The organism is Mycobacterium sp. MAA66, from assembly GCF_041261665.1.
In the GTDB taxonomy this organism is placed as follows: Bacteria; Actinomycetota; Actinomycetes; order Mycobacteriales; family Mycobacteriaceae; genus Mycobacterium.
The window spans coordinates 554,791-569,455 of sequence record NZ_JBGCCC010000002.1; the positions used below are offsets into that span (position 1 = coordinate 554,791).

Genomic DNA, 14,665 nt, shown 5'->3' on the forward strand with positions numbered 1-14,665 from the left:
TTCAGTCGTCCGGCAGCGTCGATAAGTTCCGGGCCACTCCTTCAGCGAGCCAGCAGACCCCGGAGTGGCCCTGGCTCGGAGGCCGCCTCAGCAACGAACTCGACTTCGATGTCGACCGTCGGATACTGCGCCAGATAGTCGGCGTAGCTGCGGCCGGCCAATCTGGCGCCCAAGCCGACCCATGCGTCGATCACCGCCCACTGCAACGGATTTCGCCGAGCCCATGCACTTCGATCCAGCCTTTGCTTCCATTCGGCGATGTCGACCGTGACCCCGGCGAACTCACCGAGGAACTCGGTGTACGGCACCCGCTGTCCGCGCAGCACCGTGACTCCGCGTCCCAACTCGACCGCCGCGGACAGCTCGGGCAACAGACCGAGAATGCTGTTCGCGGCCGCCAAGCCGGTGGTGACCTCTTCGATCAGGGGTACGGCGGGCGCCACCTGCAATGCGGTGCAGGCGTCGAGAAGTGAGACGAGGATATCGGTGGATCGCTCGAGCTGATGGGCGTCGCCGAGAACTCTGGGCAAACGCACGATGGTGAAATCGAGATCGTCGGGAGCATGCGTCACCACCAACTCCGCCAACGACTTAGATGCCGCGTACGGGTACGGCGCGGCGCGGGGGTCGGTCACCCGCGGCGCGGCCACGTCGCCGTTCACCACGAAAGTGGACAAATGCGCCAACCGGGTACCGCCACGCGCGCAGGCTTCGACGATCGAGGACACCGCCTCGACGTTGGCCGGTCGCAGATCGCGGTACGGGACCAGTACGTTCGTGTTTCCGATGCAGTTGACCAGCGTGTGCGCGTCCACCTCGTCCAGCACGGCGCCCAGCTCGACCGAACCGAACCGGTCCGGTAGCGGAATCACCCTGACCCCGTTCATCTTCCGCAAGGACGACCATGGATCTCGTTCGGGCAGATCCGATCTCGTGGCAAGCACCACATCGGGGCACCCGGACTGCGTCCGCTTGAGGTCGAGGATCGCCTGGCCGAAGCCGGTGCCCAGAATCCCGGATGCCCCGAGAATCACGATGGACCGGCCGGCATCTGCGACGGGGCGCCGCCGGGGCGCCGGGCCGCAAGACTTCAGCGCGGCGAGATCCCGCGCTATCTCGGCCGTCGTGTCGGCATCCATCCAGGTGTCTGCGGTGGGCCGGAAATCGACCACATTGGCGGCGGTGTCGGCGCCGATCAGATCGAGTATCGAGAGCTGCCAATCCAGAAACTTGCGGGTATCGGGCAGGATCCGGATCAACTCCAACGATCCGACACCCTCATCCAGCAAGGACGCGTCCGGCCCGATGGTCCGGCCCAGCAGGTGGCTCCAGATTGCGGCCAGACGGTCGGCGCGCCCGCCCGACGTCTTGGCTGCGGTGCCGGGGTGTTCCACGGTCGCGGCCAGCTCGGCTCGGTCGACTTTTCCGTTGGGCTTCCGCGGTATGCGCCGCGCGCCGATCACCGAGAACGCGGGCACCCCGAGGTGCCTGAGGGTGATTCGGATCCGTGTTGCCACCGCCGAATCGTCGATGCCGCTGCGGGTCTGCGCGGTTTCGAACCAGATCCCGAGGCCGGTGCCCAGCACCTCGACGGCGACGTCGGCCAGCTCGGGATCCGCGGATATCCGGCGCATCACCTCGGCGGTGTCGACGCGTCTGCCGGAGATCTTGACCACGGCGTCGCGGCGTCCGGCGAACACCGCGAAGCCTGCATCATCGCAGAGCACGCGGTCAGCGGTGGCGAACACCCGGTGCCGTGTGCCGTCGGCAGCCCGTACCGTCCCGAAGTTCGCGCTGTCCATACCCAGATAGCCGGCCGACACCGGTTCACCGACGACGACCACCTCACCGAACGCGACAAACACCGAGTCCGGCACCAGGGGCCGGCCGAGCCGCGCCCTGGCACCGGCCGGTGCGACGAATCCGCCGCGCACGATCGGCAACTCGGTCACCACCACGGTGGTCTCGGTCGGCCCGTAGGTGGAGACCAACGATATTGGCTGCGTGCCGACAGAATTGATCCACTTGTCGACGGCGGTAGACCGAAGCGGCTCGCCGCCGACGATGATCTGCCGTAGCGTCGACCGGCCGAGCGCCGCCATCGCGTCACTGTCCTCGCAGATGAGGTGCCAAATGGCGGTAGGCAGGTCGACGACGGTAGCCGACGCGGCCGCGACATCGTGCGCAAGCTGCTGCACATCACCTGCGCGGATCGACGCCGAGCGCACCACCCTGGCGCCGCTGGACAGGGCGACGAATACCTCTTCCACGCTGATGTCCGACGTCAGTGGGGCGCACTGCAGAACGGTGTCCCCCGACCCCCAGCCGTAAGCCTCACCGACCGCGGCGCAGAAAACCGCGAGCGATTCATGCGAGATCGGGACGAGTTTGGGTCGTCCGGTCGATCCCGAGGTGGGCATCACGTACGCCAGCCGTGCGCCAAGTGAATGGTCTTGTGTGACTTGGTCAATCCGGTTCTCGACGAGTGTCAGGTCCGCTTCGGGCAATGCTGTGGCGATGTCGATCACGTGGGCCGCCACACCGCAGTGCGTACCGATCTCCTCGGCTCGCAGGCCCACTTCATCCGGCGCCGCACAGACGCTGTAGCCGCAGCCGACCAGATGGCACGCGATCAGCAGGTCGATGGCGCGGTCGGAACCGTCATCGGTGAAGACCAGCACATCACCCGATTCGATTCCGTCACAGACGATCCGAGTGAGCCAGCGGTCAACGAACGGGCGCTGCGCACGGCAGTCGACCATTCCGTCCACGAACCACGCCCGGACGGGCGCAAGGCCACTGCGGGGGGCGCCGCCGGTCGCGTCAAGACGGCCGTCGGCACCCACCGCGAGCCAGTCCTCCACGGTCGCGGCGATCGGGCCGTCCCAACCGGACACCATCGCCTGCAGGGCAGTCACGATACGCGCGGCGAAACCCGAATGTTCGCCGTGCTCCAGCAGGTCCGCCCGATCCCAGATCGCGAAATCGAGCGTGCGCTCCGTCTCGTCGTGGACGCACGCCACGGTCACACCCTCGACCGGACCGATGTCGGTCATCACCGGTGGTTCGCATAGATGACGAAGAAGTTCCGGCGCACAGCGGCCACGCATGAAGTTGATCGTCAACGCCTCGACACGAGAACTTCGATTGATCGCCAAATACATTCGACGGTAACGCTCTTCCCGGAACCACCGGCGCCGCACCGCCATCACGTAGCCGCGATCAAGTGCCGCCACCACCTCCTCGACCGCGGCGAACGGCGGGAATCTGACCAGCTGGGCAACCGAATTCACCAGACAGGTGGCGACATCGAGTTCCGGATCACCGAACCGGTTGTCCACCGGATACACCACCAAGCTTTCGGTGTTCTGCCGAAGACTGGCATGCACCGCCACGGCCGCGGCGGCGACCAAGACATTCAGCGGAATCGCTCGGGTCTCGGCGAGCCCGACAATCGCGTCATAGGCTGCCGGGGGCATACGAACTGACTCGCGCAATCTTCCCCGCCCCGCGGTCCCTGGCACGGCGTCATGGCCGCCCTGTCCGCCGCGGCCGGCCCCCTCGGCAAGCTCTCGGCGCACCGCGGCAGTGAATCGTTCCGCGGCCTCGGCAACTTTGGCATTCTCCAGACGGTGCACCGCGACGAGCGCAGCCATAGCCGTTGTCGCACAGGTCCTCTGCTCACCGCCGCCCAAGTACCGGGCCAGATCGGCCTCGATGATGGCGGTGGCGCCACCGTCGAGCACGATGTGGTGGGTGTGTACCTGCAGCCCCACCACCCGATCACTCGCGTCGACCTGCACGGTGTAGCGCACCAGCGCAGTGCCCACGATCCCGTGCGACCAGGTGTCCTCGAGTCCGGCCGCCGCCAAACTGTCCGGCGAACGGAAGCACACGACGTCGTCGAACCGCAGCCGGGCAACCAAATCGGGGTATGCACCCTCGGTTTCCGGGGGCGTGAGTACACACAACTGGATGGGATTGCCCAGGATGGTCGCATCCAGTGCAGAGAGGAACGCAGGCAATTCCACCGGGTGGAAACGGTAGTTCTTACCGATCAGGTACAGCCTGGGGTCCGGATCCTGCAATGCCCCGCGGTAGATGTTCTGCTGCGAGACGCTCAGCGGAATCCGTTGGATATCAACGTCATCAATCGGTGCCACACCGGCTCTCCAACTCGCGGACCCACCCCGCGATCGTCAGATCCTGGGCCAATCGGGACGGCAGGTCCGATTCCCGGTCCACCCCCAACTGTTTCATCAGCAGCACAAACCGGACCGAGTCCAAGCCGAGCTCGCGTAGATCGGTGGCGTCACCGTCATACAGGTCCGACTCGTCGACGTACAGCACGTCGGAAACCGCTGCCAGGACGTGCTGACGGATCACCTCAGCCATAAACCGTCGCGGCCAGGGCAGCCCGAATAACCTTGCCGGACTGCGTTCTGGGGATTTCGGTGACCATCGCGATGGTCGACGGCCTGGCGATCGATTCCGATTCACTGCGGTAACGGGCGGCAATCGCCTGCTTGAGTTTTCGGGCTCCGGTGTCATCGAGATCTTCCGTCGGAACCACCGCCAGACCGATGATCGCACCGAACTCCGGGTCGGGTATCTCATAGCATGCGGCCGCCCTGACGCCCCAAACGCTCTCCGCGATCCGGTCGATCTCATCGGGTGCCACGTTGACGCCGCCCGAGATGATCATCTCCGAGGATCGGCCTTTGATGTAGAACCAGCCTTGCTCGTCGCGTTCGAAGATGTCGCCGGTGTTCACCCATCCGTCGACCAGCACTTCGGCGGTGCGGTCGGGATTGTTCCAGTAGCCCAACATATTTGCCGGTGACTTGATCCACAGGGTGCCGGATTCGGCGCCGTCATCGTCGGCGGTCGGCGGCGCACTGCCGTCGCCGGCGGCCAGGTGAACCTCGACCCCGGGGTACGGACGGCCCACCGCGCCGGCCTCGATCCTGGCGATCGAACCGTCGGCGGTCGGCAGACACAGTGCGGTACAACCCGTTTCACTCAGGCCGAAAACCTGCGCGGTGTGGATGCCCGACGCCTCGACAAACTGCACGTCGGCTGCGATGGCGCGCGATCCGCCGTAGCCGAGCATCCGCAGCGCCGGCAGCGTCGCGCCGGCCTTCACCTCGGACACCAACCGCGTCAGCAGAGTAGGTACCAGGCACGTCGAGGCGATCTGATTGGAGTTGAGGATCTCGGCCAGCGATGTCGAGTTCTCACCGCCGGTGACACATTCGCTGCCCTGCATCAGACAGTTCAGAATCCACCACAACCCGCCGATGTGAGTGGCCGGCAGTGGTGAATACGTGGATTCGCCTGCCACCCAACTGATCCAGTTCAGGCCTTCGCACGCCAGGATGTCCGCCACTGCGAAGAAGGTCCGGTTGGGCAACAACACGGCCTTCGGCTCACCGGTGGTACCGCTGGTGAAGACCATCGCCAGCGGATCGTCGGCACCAAGGCCACGTTCGATGGCTGCCGGAACATCGGCATCGACCGATTCCGTTGTCCCCGCGCCGATATCGACGGCAAGTGCCGGAACCTGCCGCATCGAGTCCGGCAGTTTCACGGATGCGGTTCCGGGCGGCAGGAGCACCGCACTGGGTTCGGTGACCTCACCGAATCGCTCGACCGTGGCCGGCGGCACGTTGCGGTCGACCATCACCGCGATGGCCCCGAGGTGTGCACAAGCCAGAACCGAAAGGTACGTCTCCGGGCCGTTGTCGGATATCACCAGCACCCGCGACCCGCTACCGACCCCACGGCAGCGGAGTTCGGCAGCGAGCCGGCCCACCTCGGCGAGCAGGCGGTCGTATCGAAGCACGCTGGTTCCATCGCAGCGGCGCAACGCAATTGAATGCGGCCGATGCTGTGCCTGCTCGACGATCCGCGCCAGCACGGTGGGCGGTTGATCGGACATTACTGAGAACTTCTCCCTGTTGCGCGGATCACGGAATGTTGAGGACGGCGAGTTCGAACTCCCCCGTCGCCGAACCACCGTCGTCGTCATAGAACTCGATGGCGCACGGAACCTTCAGGTACCGCCACTTCCGGTGGATGATCTCAATGTCGTGACAAACCAACCGGGCGGCGAACTTGCGCGCATCGATCTGCCGCCGATAGCGCGATGACGTCTCCCGGATCAGCATGCTGGACAATTGGTTTGCCAAGTAGTCATCGATCGACCAACCTCGGAATCCGTCGATCTCCCCGTTGAGCACTGCCGGGGCGAACGCGCTGTAGGCGAGCTGATTGAAACACAGCACCAACTCGACTGCGTTGAAGTGCCCGGTGCTGCGAATGTAGACAGACTCCGGGATGGTGAAATTTCCGGTTGCGTACATCGAGTCGCCCGTGGCGCGGTACTCCGCATCCGTGAGGTACCGGCAGCCCTTGTACGAGTACGGTTCCAATACCTGGACCAACAGGTCTTCGGAAATCGGCTCAGTGCCAACCGATTCCGCATCGAAGACGAACGGCGTCAGGTCTGCGGTACTCATGCCGCATAGCCCGGTGTCGCGAGGCCGTCGAGCATGGTCAGCCGGTAGGTCGTCAGCGTTCCGGAGGCCGTGCCATGTTTGGCTCGATGCATCAAAGCCCTGTTGTCCCACAATACGATATCGCCTACCTCGTAGTGCTGAGTGTGGATGAAGGGCGAGGCGAAGTCCGGGTCCAGCTGGCCGGTGGCCGTCATGAGCTCCTGCAGCACCGATGGGTCCAGTACGTTTCCGTCGCCGTCCTCGATCTTGGTGGTGCCTGACGCGCAGATGTAGAGGATTTCCTGGTGGGTCCGCGGGTGCCGGATCACCGTCGGCCACGTCATCGGTGGTGTGGTGCGGTTGATCTCGTCCCATATCTCACCGATGGGCTTGTAGACATCTGCTGGACGAATCTTGATGTGGCGGCGCGGATCATGCGTGCTGAAGGTCCCCCGTACCGGGGCCTGCTGAGCTACCGGCAACGACTCCCACACTCGGTTCAGATCGATGAAGTAGGTGCCGCGGTCGGTCCCGGGCACCGCGAGCGGCAGCACCATCGAGAACGCGAATGGCTTTGGCATGAACATGTAGTCGATATGCCAGAACGCACCCGTGCGAGGGACACCCTGTCCCTCCTCTGTCGAGGAGACGAAGATCTCTGGATGATCCGTGTGGTGGTAGACAGGCTCGTAGTACGTGACGATCTCACCGAGAATCTTCCCGAGTTCGATGAACTCCTGGGGCGACGGGTGGACGTCCTTGAGGACGACGAGTTTGTTCTCGTAGACGATCTGACGAATCTCCTCGGTGGAAATGCCGTCCAGGTTCTTCGGGTCGATCCCGGTGACCTGCGCCCCGAGTCCCTTGCCCTTCACGTTGAGAGTCATCGACTCGCCTCTCTCGTTCGCACACGTCGCAGCCCACGGTCCGATCGGTCACCAGATCCGTTGCTGCACTTCAGCAAAACTTCCGCTTCTCACAACAGTGGTCGCACCGCGAGACCAAATAGTTCCCGAACTCCTCATGGTTGGCTATCGCGGCGGGTCCGACGCGTCGTCGGGATCGCAGGTCCAGCCATGCGGGAGCATGGGGGCGGCCCTGCGTGCGTCGCCGCTGGACCACTCGAGCATGCCCGCGGGAGCCGCCGTCCGTGACGACCCGGCACCGGAGAATCCCATCGGTCCTGCGCCCCGATCACCAGCCGTGACGAGCACCGGCCGCGGATCGTCCGGCGCTGCCGTCGAGCCGTCCATCTCAAGGAATTCGTGCCGGTATCCGCGACTACGTCCCATGGCCTTTCGGGTAGGCCGGGCACTACGGCTGACTGCGGCCAGGACGCGGGCTGCGATGGCGGTTGCGACCGGCTCGGTAGCGGCGTCCGGCCTCTCCATGTCGGTTTCGGGGCCCGCCCCCACGGCCGGCGGGTCAAGCCCGAGTACCGCGTAGCTGACAGCCGGCGCGGCGGCCGGGCCCGCGCCGGCGGCAGTTGCCGGTGCCGACGACACCGAACTGCTGGTCGGTGCGGCGCCGGCAGGAGCACCGGGCGGAGCCAACAGCACGCCACTGTCCTCATGGGGCACGGCCTGCCGGACGAAGCCCGGGTGAGCGCCCTCGGCCACCAGAGGCGTGACGTCCGAGGGGGTTTGACTCAGCAGTACCAACGCTCCCAATGCGCTCAGGGCGGGCGCGAAGAGCGGCGCCAGCAGCAGGGCATAGGAGGCGTAGTACGGGTACCACAGCACGTCGTAGAGCCACAGCGCCACAAAAGCCAGGACCGCCGACGAGGCCCGATTGAAGCCCAGCTGCTGGAAGAAGTACTGGAAGTCCGCGAGCAGCTGCCCAACCTGCTTGGTAGTGCCCAATTGTTCGATGAAGGTGAGGATCTCGTTGAGCAGTTGACCGGGAGAAGTCGGCGGGCTGCGCAGTAGACCTTGAGCATCGACATCGACCTTGAGGATCGGCGGAGCGGGCGTCGGCGACGGTACCGCCGCCAGCGCCGTCTCTGAGATCGCCTGGTAGACGGTCATCGTTTCCGCAGCCTGCAGCCACATCCGCACGTAGTCGGCTTCGTTGATCGCAATCGGGATCGTGTTGATGCCAAAGAAGTTCGTCGCCACCAAGACGCCATTGGCAACGTGGTTGGCAGCCAACTCGCCCAGCGTGGGCATGGATGCCAGGGCGGCGCCGTAGGCGGCCGCAGCCGCCTCGTGCTGGGCGGCGGCGGCCGCGGCATCCACCGAGAACTGCTCCAGCCAGACCAGGTACGGCAGGTGCGCAGCCACGTACTGCTCGGCGCTGGTCCCTTCCCAGCTGCCGGCGTTCACCTCAGCCAACACGGTGGACAGCTCCGCAGCAGCCTGGCTGTATTGCCCACTGAGTTGTTGCCATTGCGCTGCGGCGGCAAGCAGCGACCCCGGTCCCGCGCCGGCGCTCAGCAACGCCGAGTGCACTTCCGGCGGTAGCGCCATCCAAATCGGGGCAGTCACTGCTAGGTCTCCTCGCTGGCCGTCGAGGGCGCAACGGCCCGGGATGCCGACTCGGCACCCGCATATCTGACTTAGTCGTCCGGCACGGCAAAAAGTTCCCCGCCACGATGAGCTGATCGAAATTGCTTATGAGGCAGCCGGATACCGTTGCCCTGCAGGCCCACCCGGCACCGAGCCGGCCGACATCGCGCTGACCGCCGGACGTACGGTGGTGCCATGTCAGTCATTGACGCCCGCCACCTCGACGGCGTATCAGAAACCGCTCTGCTCACCCTGTACCAACGGGCATCGGAAGCCGCCCGGCCCGACGGCATCATCGAGGACCCGATGGCCATCGACCTGTTGGCTGCACTCGACTACGACTATCAGCACTTCGGCCGCACCCATCAAGCCACCGCGCTGCGTGCTCTGGTGTTCGACGCAGTGTCCCGGGACTACCTTGCAGCCCGTCCCCGGGCCACCGTGGTGGCACTGGCCGAGGGATTGCAGACGAGCTTCTGGCGCCTCGACAACAGTGAGTTGACCTGGATGTCAGTGGATCTCGAACCGGTCGTGCAGTTGCGCCGCCAGCTCCTCCCGGCTTGTGACCGCCTGGCGCACTGTGCGCAGTCCGCACTGGAGTACTCCTGGATGGACCTGGTCGACCACAGCAACGGGGTCCTGATCACCGCCGAAGGGCTGTTCCAGTATCTGGATCAGGACACCGTCTTTCACCTGATCTCCGCGTGCGCCAGCCAATTTCCTCAGGGCCGCTTGGTGTTCGACAGCATCCCCCGATTCATCAGCTCCTACTCCCGGCGCCGCGGATTCAAGCTGAGCAAGGACTACACGTCGCCGGCGATGCCGTTCTGGTTCACCGCTGACCGCTACGATGAGTTGCGCTCGCTACCCGGAATACGCGCGGTACGCGAGCTGCCATATCCGTCGGGCCGCGGAAAGCTGGTCCCGTGGATCAACCGACAGTCCTACCGCGTGCCCGGCCTTGCCCGTTTCCGGGCGCCGGTGACGCTTATCGAATTCTGTTGACCAACAATCCTTGTCGTTGATGTAACACGCGGAGCCAGTCGATTCTCCGCGCCGGTGCGGGTCCGGCAGCCGACGCTCGGGGCAAAACCGGCCCTACTCCACGTGTACCTCCAGGCCGAAATCGGCCGCTGCAGCAGCGACGACATCGGTCAGCGCCGCGCGCGTGTTGACTCGGTGGCTTTCCCACGACGCGACGCTGAACCAGATCCTGCCGCGCATCGACGCGGCGGACACCAGCAGGTGTCCACCCAGCCGTTGCAGAGTGGCTGCGGTGACACCGGCCTCACCACCTCGAACGGCAAAGAAATCGGCATCGGTGCCGTCGGGCCGGTTCGCGGAGCCGGCAATGTCACCAATATTGCTGCAGCCGATGGGCTTTCCGACCTTCAACACCAGATGCTCCAACCGGCGGACCAGTGACTTCGGGGTAAGCGGAGTCAACGCCAGCGGAGCGAGCAGGGTCCGGCGGGTCCCACTCAGTTCCACCAGTGCCTGTTTGGTCGCCGCCCGAAGGTCGGTCAGGTCGTCGCACACCCGAAGGGGATCGGCATGCACGGTGATGGCGGCGAGCGGGTTGGCGCGTGTGTCGCCGGCGGTCCGCTCACTGACCGGCACCGACAACAAAGACCGGCCGTCGCTTTCGACCCGGTCCAGCCGGTATCCCACGCGGGCGGCGAATCCGGCGAACAGTACATTGCGGGTCGCCCCCAGCGCCTGTGCCCGCTGGTCCCATGCCGACACGTCGACGCTGCCGTAAACCCTTGGCACCACCACTGGTTCATCTACCGACGCCGTCCGTACCTGTCGAGCAATGGCGGCCGACGTTGACAAGTCGTCTTGCTGCTCACGCGCCGCACGCACGGCTGCTCGTACCGCGACGGGGATGTCGCGCGCCGAGCGAGCCGTCAGCGCGAGGTCCTGGCGCAGCGACTGTCGACGGGAACATGCTGCGGCACTGGGGAATCCGAACTCGCGCCGGACACCCTCAGCCGCGTCGACGATGGACGCGATGCCGGCTCCGGCGTCAGCAGTGGTATGGGAAACGGCCAGCGACACGGCCGCGCCACCACCGATCAGCGGTTGCACCCCGAGATGCCAGGGCGGGCCGAATTCGGGATCGACCGGTACGAAAGACCTCTCGTCGACCCAATCCCAAACCTGGTCGCGGCTGCGCTCGCCGACCGCGATGTCCAGGTCCGCCGGTCCACCGTAGGCGATCCAGCGGTGCCGACCGAACGGCAGCAGTGATCGCTCGATCACCCGACCGATCAACGTGTGCTGCAGGTTTCGATGGAACCGACGCAGCCCGTCCAGATCCACGCCGCGTTCGTAGATCCACACGTACTGGATGACCGGGCCACGGCCCAGCGCCCGCAGCGCCAGAAACGACGCCTGGTCGATGTAGGCCAGCGTGTTGTCGACCGATGTCCCCACTGTAGGAACCCTCCGCACAGAATTTTCGTCAGCCGGGAACTATTCACCGACTCGCGCCGACCATTAGAGCGACCAGTCGCCCGATGTGCAACGGGTGCCGACGTCGAGACCGTGCCACCCCTGTCCGTGCCGCCCATCGCCGTAACCGTTCGTGCCGCAGATCAATCGGCGTCTGCAGCAAGGGAGCAATTGATGCGTATTACCGCCCGCACCGGCACTCTGGCCGGCATCGAAGTTCACGACTTCGATGCGGCGCTGGCCGACCCCGACGACATTTCCCTGATCCGTCGACACATCTACGCCGACAAAGTGGTAATCCTCAAAGGGCAGCAGTTGAAGCCGGCGGCCTTCGTCGAACTCGGCCGGCATTTCGGTACTCCTGTGCCCTACTACGAGCCGATGTATCACCACCCGGAAAACGATCTGATCTTCGTTTCATCGAACCTGAAGCGCTCCGCCGAACAGATCGGAGTTCCGAAGACCGGTGGCTTCTGGCACGCCGACTATCAGTTCATGCCCGACCCGTTCGCCGTCACGATCTTTTACCCGCAGCTGCTCCCGACCAGCACCAGGGGCACTCGATTCATCAACATGGCCACCGCCTACCAGCGCCTGAGCCCACGCCTCAAAGAGAGAATCGCCGGAACATATTGCCGGCACAGCGCGCGTCGGTACGTCAAGATCCGCCCATCGGATGTCTATCGGCCGATCGGTGACGTACTCACCGACATCGAGCGCACAACACCGCCGCAACGCTGGCCCACCGTACTGACCCATCCGGTCACCGGTGAGCAGATCCTTTATCTATCAGAGGCTTTCACCTACGCCATCGAGGACACCGACGGCAATGCGCTGCCGGCCTCGTTGATCGAAGATCTGCTCGGAGAGTCGGGACAACTCGACGACTCGTACGAGCACCCCAACATATTCGTCCAGACCTACGAGGTCGGCGACCTCCTGCTGTGGGACAACCGCACGCTGATCCACCGGGCCCTGCACAACCCAGGCAATGAGCCGACCGAGTCCTACCGGATCACCGTCACAGATGAACATCCCCTGAGCAGTGAGGTTGCCGCATGAACAATTCAACCCGGTCCACGGTCGTCGCAGACCTCAGCGACGACGTGGCCCTCCTCGATCGCACCATGACCCCCTACGCTGGCAAAGGCACCGTCTACCTGAAGCGCGCAACAGCCGAGCGTCGAGGCCAAACCGTGGTCGGCACCGGCGATTTCGGATTCCAGCAGTCGTGCTACATCGAGGAAACCGGACATTTCAACGCGGTCGAATTCATCATCTCCTACAACCAGCTCATCTATTACGTGCTGGCCGCCTCGGTACGCGACGGCCTGATCCCGGAGCTGTCGAACTGGGACTTGGCCGACTACTGGGACAGGCAGCTGCCCTCCGTCCTGATCAGCAAGATGGCCACCCGCTTCCGGCAGCCGATCAACTCGCGGTCGTACCGCGCAACGCTGACGGTCACCGACATCGAATTTCGCGAGCGGTCCCGGCCGCTGCTGGCCTTACAGACCAACATCGAGTTCTCCGACGACGCAATCGGCAGCGTTCACGGCGACATCGAGATCGCCCTGGTCGACCTCCCGTCGAAACCGCAGTGAGACCAGAACAATTCGATCTGGTCACCAGACTCGAGCACAACGCTTCGGTCCACGGCGACCGGGTGGCGCTGGTCTTCGGGTCGGCGCAGATCACCTTCGCCGAACTCGCGCGGCGCTCGGAGTCGGTGGCGCGCGCATTGGCCGCCGCGGGCCTCGGTCCCGGTGACCGGGTCGTCCACGTGGCCACTGATTCGCCGGCGCTGTACGAATTGCTGTACGGGTGCGCACGGATCGGCGCGGTCCTGGTTCCGGTGAATTGGCGCCTCGCCGCCGACGAAGTCGGCTTCATCGTCGAGCACTCGCGGGCACGCATCGTAGTCACCGATCGTGCCGAATTGCGGGGCGAAAATATCGTCAATTCAGAGGATTTCGCCAGCTGGCGGGATCACCCCACCGACACCCAGACACCAAAGATCACGGTCGATCGGCATACCCCTGTCGTCCAGATGTACACCAGCGGCACCACTGGACGGCCCAAAGGCGTTGTGCTTGCCCATCGCAGCTTCAACGCGGTGCGGGAGCTGCTGGACGATGCCGGACTCGACTGGATCGACTGGCGCGCCGACGACATCAGCCTGATCGCGCTGCCCGCCTTTCACATCGGTGGAATGTGGTGGGCCACACAGGCACTCAACAGTGGGATACCGAGCGTGGTGATTCCACGCTTCACTGCGGCCGAGGCGGCGGCAGCAGTGCGGGACAACGGCGTGACGTTCACCTGCTTCGTCCCGGCGATGATTCTCATGCTGTTGTCCGATCCGGCTGCTGCCGCTTCCGATCTTGCGACGTTGCGCAAGATCGTCTACGGCGGATCCCCGATCGGACCAGACCTGCTCAGCCGGGCGATCGAGATCATCGGGTGCGAGTTCGCTCAGATCTACGGCTTGACCGAAACCGGCAACACCGCCGTTTGTCTTCCCCCCGAACAGCATCGGCCCGGACGGGCCCGGCTCCATGCCGCCGGCGCACCGTATCCCGGAGTGGACGCGGCCATTCGGGATGTCGATGGCAACGAGCTGCCCACCGGGGTGTCAGGCGAGGTCTATCTGCGTAGCCCGGCCCAGATGCTCGAATACTTCGCAGACCCCACCGCCACCGCCGACACCATCGTCGACGGGTGGGTCCGTACCGGCGACGCCGGGTACCTCGACGAGGACGGTTTCCTGGTGATCCGGGACCGCGTCAATGATCTCATCATCATCTCCGGTGAGAACGTGTACCCGGCAGAGGTCGAGAAGGCGATCAACTCTCATCCGCTGGTGCACGACAGCGCAGTGGTGGGCGTACCAGATGATCGGCGCGGCGAACAGGTACATGCGTACGTGGTCGCCACGCCCGGATCCGACCTGCTCGCCGACGACCTGACCGAATTCCTGTCCGTCAAACTCGCACGATTCAAGGTGCCGGCGCGATACGAATTCATCGAGTCGATCCCGCGCAATGCCAGTGGCAAGATTCTCCGGCGCGAGCTACGCGAGCAGTTCTGGGTGGGACTCGATCGGCAGATCAACTGAGGGTTGTGAGCGTGCCCCGCTTACCGGCCGGCGGTCGTGACAACCACGGCTTCTCCACTGCGAGTACGGATTACGTCCGCCGG

General features: G+C 64.8%; 11 protein-coding genes. 4 read left to right on the forward strand and 7 right to left on the reverse strand.

The annotated features are described in order from the left end of the window. Window positions 1–41: 41 nt before the first annotated feature. From ABIA30_RS09195 to ABIA30_RS09220, 6 genes are all read right to left on the reverse strand, one after another. Window positions 42–4,163: an AMP-binding protein gene (locus ABIA30_RS09195; protein ID WP_370064344.1), complete on the reverse strand. Its 4,122-nt coding sequence runs from the start codon at window positions 4,161–4,163 to the stop codon at window positions 42–44. Beyond that, window positions 4,150–4,395: an acyl carrier protein gene (locus ABIA30_RS09200; RefSeq protein WP_370064346.1), complete on the reverse strand. Its 246-nt coding sequence runs from the start codon at window positions 4,393–4,395 to the stop codon at window positions 4,150–4,152. Before ABIA30_RS09200 ends, ABIA30_RS09195 begins: the two co-directional genes overlap by 14 nt. Beyond that, a complete protein-coding gene (gene fadD10, locus ABIA30_RS09205; protein WP_370064348.1) occupies window positions 4,388–5,941 on the reverse strand; it encodes a fatty acid--CoA ligase FadD10 in 1,554 nt (517 codons plus the stop codon). The genes ABIA30_RS09200 and fadD10 overlap by 8 nt, the downstream gene beginning before the upstream one ends. Window positions 5,942–5,969: 28 nt before the next feature. Continuing rightward, window positions 5,970–6,521, reverse strand: coding sequence for an FcoT family thioesterase (locus ABIA30_RS09210; RefSeq protein WP_370064350.1), 552 nt, complete (start codon window positions 6,519–6,521; stop codon window positions 5,970–5,972). Then, window positions 6,518–7,387: a TauD/TfdA dioxygenase family protein gene (locus ABIA30_RS09215; protein WP_370064352.1), complete on the reverse strand. Its 870-nt coding sequence runs from the start codon at window positions 7,385–7,387 to the stop codon at window positions 6,518–6,520. The genes ABIA30_RS09210 and ABIA30_RS09215 overlap by 4 nt, the downstream gene beginning before the upstream one ends. A gap of 144 nt (window positions 7,388–7,531) precedes the next feature. Beyond that, complete coding sequence (locus ABIA30_RS09220) at window positions 7,532–8,968, reverse strand: PPE domain-containing protein (protein ID WP_370065473.1); 1,437 nt, start codon at window positions 8,966–8,968, stop codon at window positions 7,532–7,534. A gap of 234 nt (window positions 8,969–9,202) precedes the next feature. On the opposite strand from ABIA30_RS09220, the gene ABIA30_RS09225 reads away from it, so the two are divergent. Beyond that, a complete protein-coding gene (locus ABIA30_RS09225) occupies window positions 9,203–10,012 on the forward strand; it encodes a class I SAM-dependent methyltransferase (RefSeq protein ID WP_370064354.1) in 810 nt (269 codons plus the stop codon). A 93-nt stretch (window positions 10,013–10,105) separates the two neighbouring features. On the opposite strand, the gene ABIA30_RS09230 is transcribed toward ABIA30_RS09225, so the two are convergent. Beyond that, on the reverse strand, window positions 10,106–11,446 hold the full coding sequence (locus tag ABIA30_RS09230) for a hypothetical protein (protein ID WP_370064356.1): 1,341 nt from the start codon (window positions 11,444–11,446) through the stop codon (window positions 10,106–10,108). 192 nt (window positions 11,447–11,638) lie between these two features. Between ABIA30_RS09230 and ABIA30_RS09235 the strand changes: the two genes are divergently transcribed. Genes ABIA30_RS09235 through ABIA30_RS09245 form a run of 3 tightly spaced genes read left to right on the forward strand, consistent with a single transcriptional unit; the run spans window position 11,639 to window position 14,582 of the window. Further along, complete coding sequence (locus ABIA30_RS09235; RefSeq protein ID WP_370064358.1) at window positions 11,639–12,526, forward strand: TauD/TfdA dioxygenase family protein; 888 nt, start codon at window positions 11,639–11,641, stop codon at window positions 12,524–12,526. Next, window positions 12,523–13,068 (forward strand): FcoT family thioesterase, encoded by a 546-nt coding sequence (locus ABIA30_RS09240; protein WP_370064360.1) that lies wholly within the window; start codon window positions 12,523–12,525, stop codon window positions 13,066–13,068. Before ABIA30_RS09235 ends, ABIA30_RS09240 begins: the two co-directional genes overlap by 4 nt. Further along, window positions 13,065–14,582: an AMP-binding protein gene (locus ABIA30_RS09245; RefSeq protein WP_370064362.1), complete on the forward strand. Its 1,518-nt coding sequence runs from the start codon at window positions 13,065–13,067 to the stop codon at window positions 14,580–14,582. Before ABIA30_RS09240 ends, ABIA30_RS09245 begins: the two co-directional genes overlap by 4 nt. Window positions 14,583–14,665: the final 83 nt, after the last annotated feature.

Excerpts from the sequence above, each read along its gene's own strand:
- ABIA30_RS09240 (WP_370064360.1), top strand. The coding sequence starts at position 12,523 with ATGAACAATTCAACCCGGTCCACGGTCGTCGCAGACCTCAGCGACGAC.
- ABIA30_RS09215 (WP_370064352.1), bottom strand. The coding sequence starts at position 7,387 with ATGACTCTCAACGTGAAGGGCAAGGGACTCGGGGCGCAGGTCACCGGG.
- ABIA30_RS09235 (WP_370064358.1), top strand. The coding sequence starts at position 11,639 with ATGCGTATTACCGCCCGCACCGGCACTCTGGCCGGCATCGAAGTTCAC.
- fadD10 (WP_370064348.1), bottom strand. The coding sequence starts at position 5,941 with ATGTCCGATCAACCGCCCACCGTGCTGGCGCGGATCGTCGAGCAGGCA.
- ABIA30_RS09225 (WP_370064354.1), top strand. The coding sequence starts at position 9,203 with ATGTCAGTCATTGACGCCCGCCACCTCGACGGCGTATCAGAAACCGCT.
- ABIA30_RS09220 (WP_370065473.1), bottom strand. The coding sequence starts at position 8,968 with ATGGCGCTACCGCCGGAAGTGCACTCGGCGTTGCTGAGCGCCGGCGCG.
- ABIA30_RS09200 (WP_370064346.1), bottom strand. The coding sequence starts at position 4,395 with ATGGCTGAGGTGATCCGTCAGCACGTCCTGGCAGCGGTTTCCGACGTG.
- ABIA30_RS09210 (WP_370064350.1), bottom strand. The coding sequence starts at position 6,521 with ATGAGTACCGCAGACCTGACGCCGTTCGTCTTCGATGCGGAATCGGTT.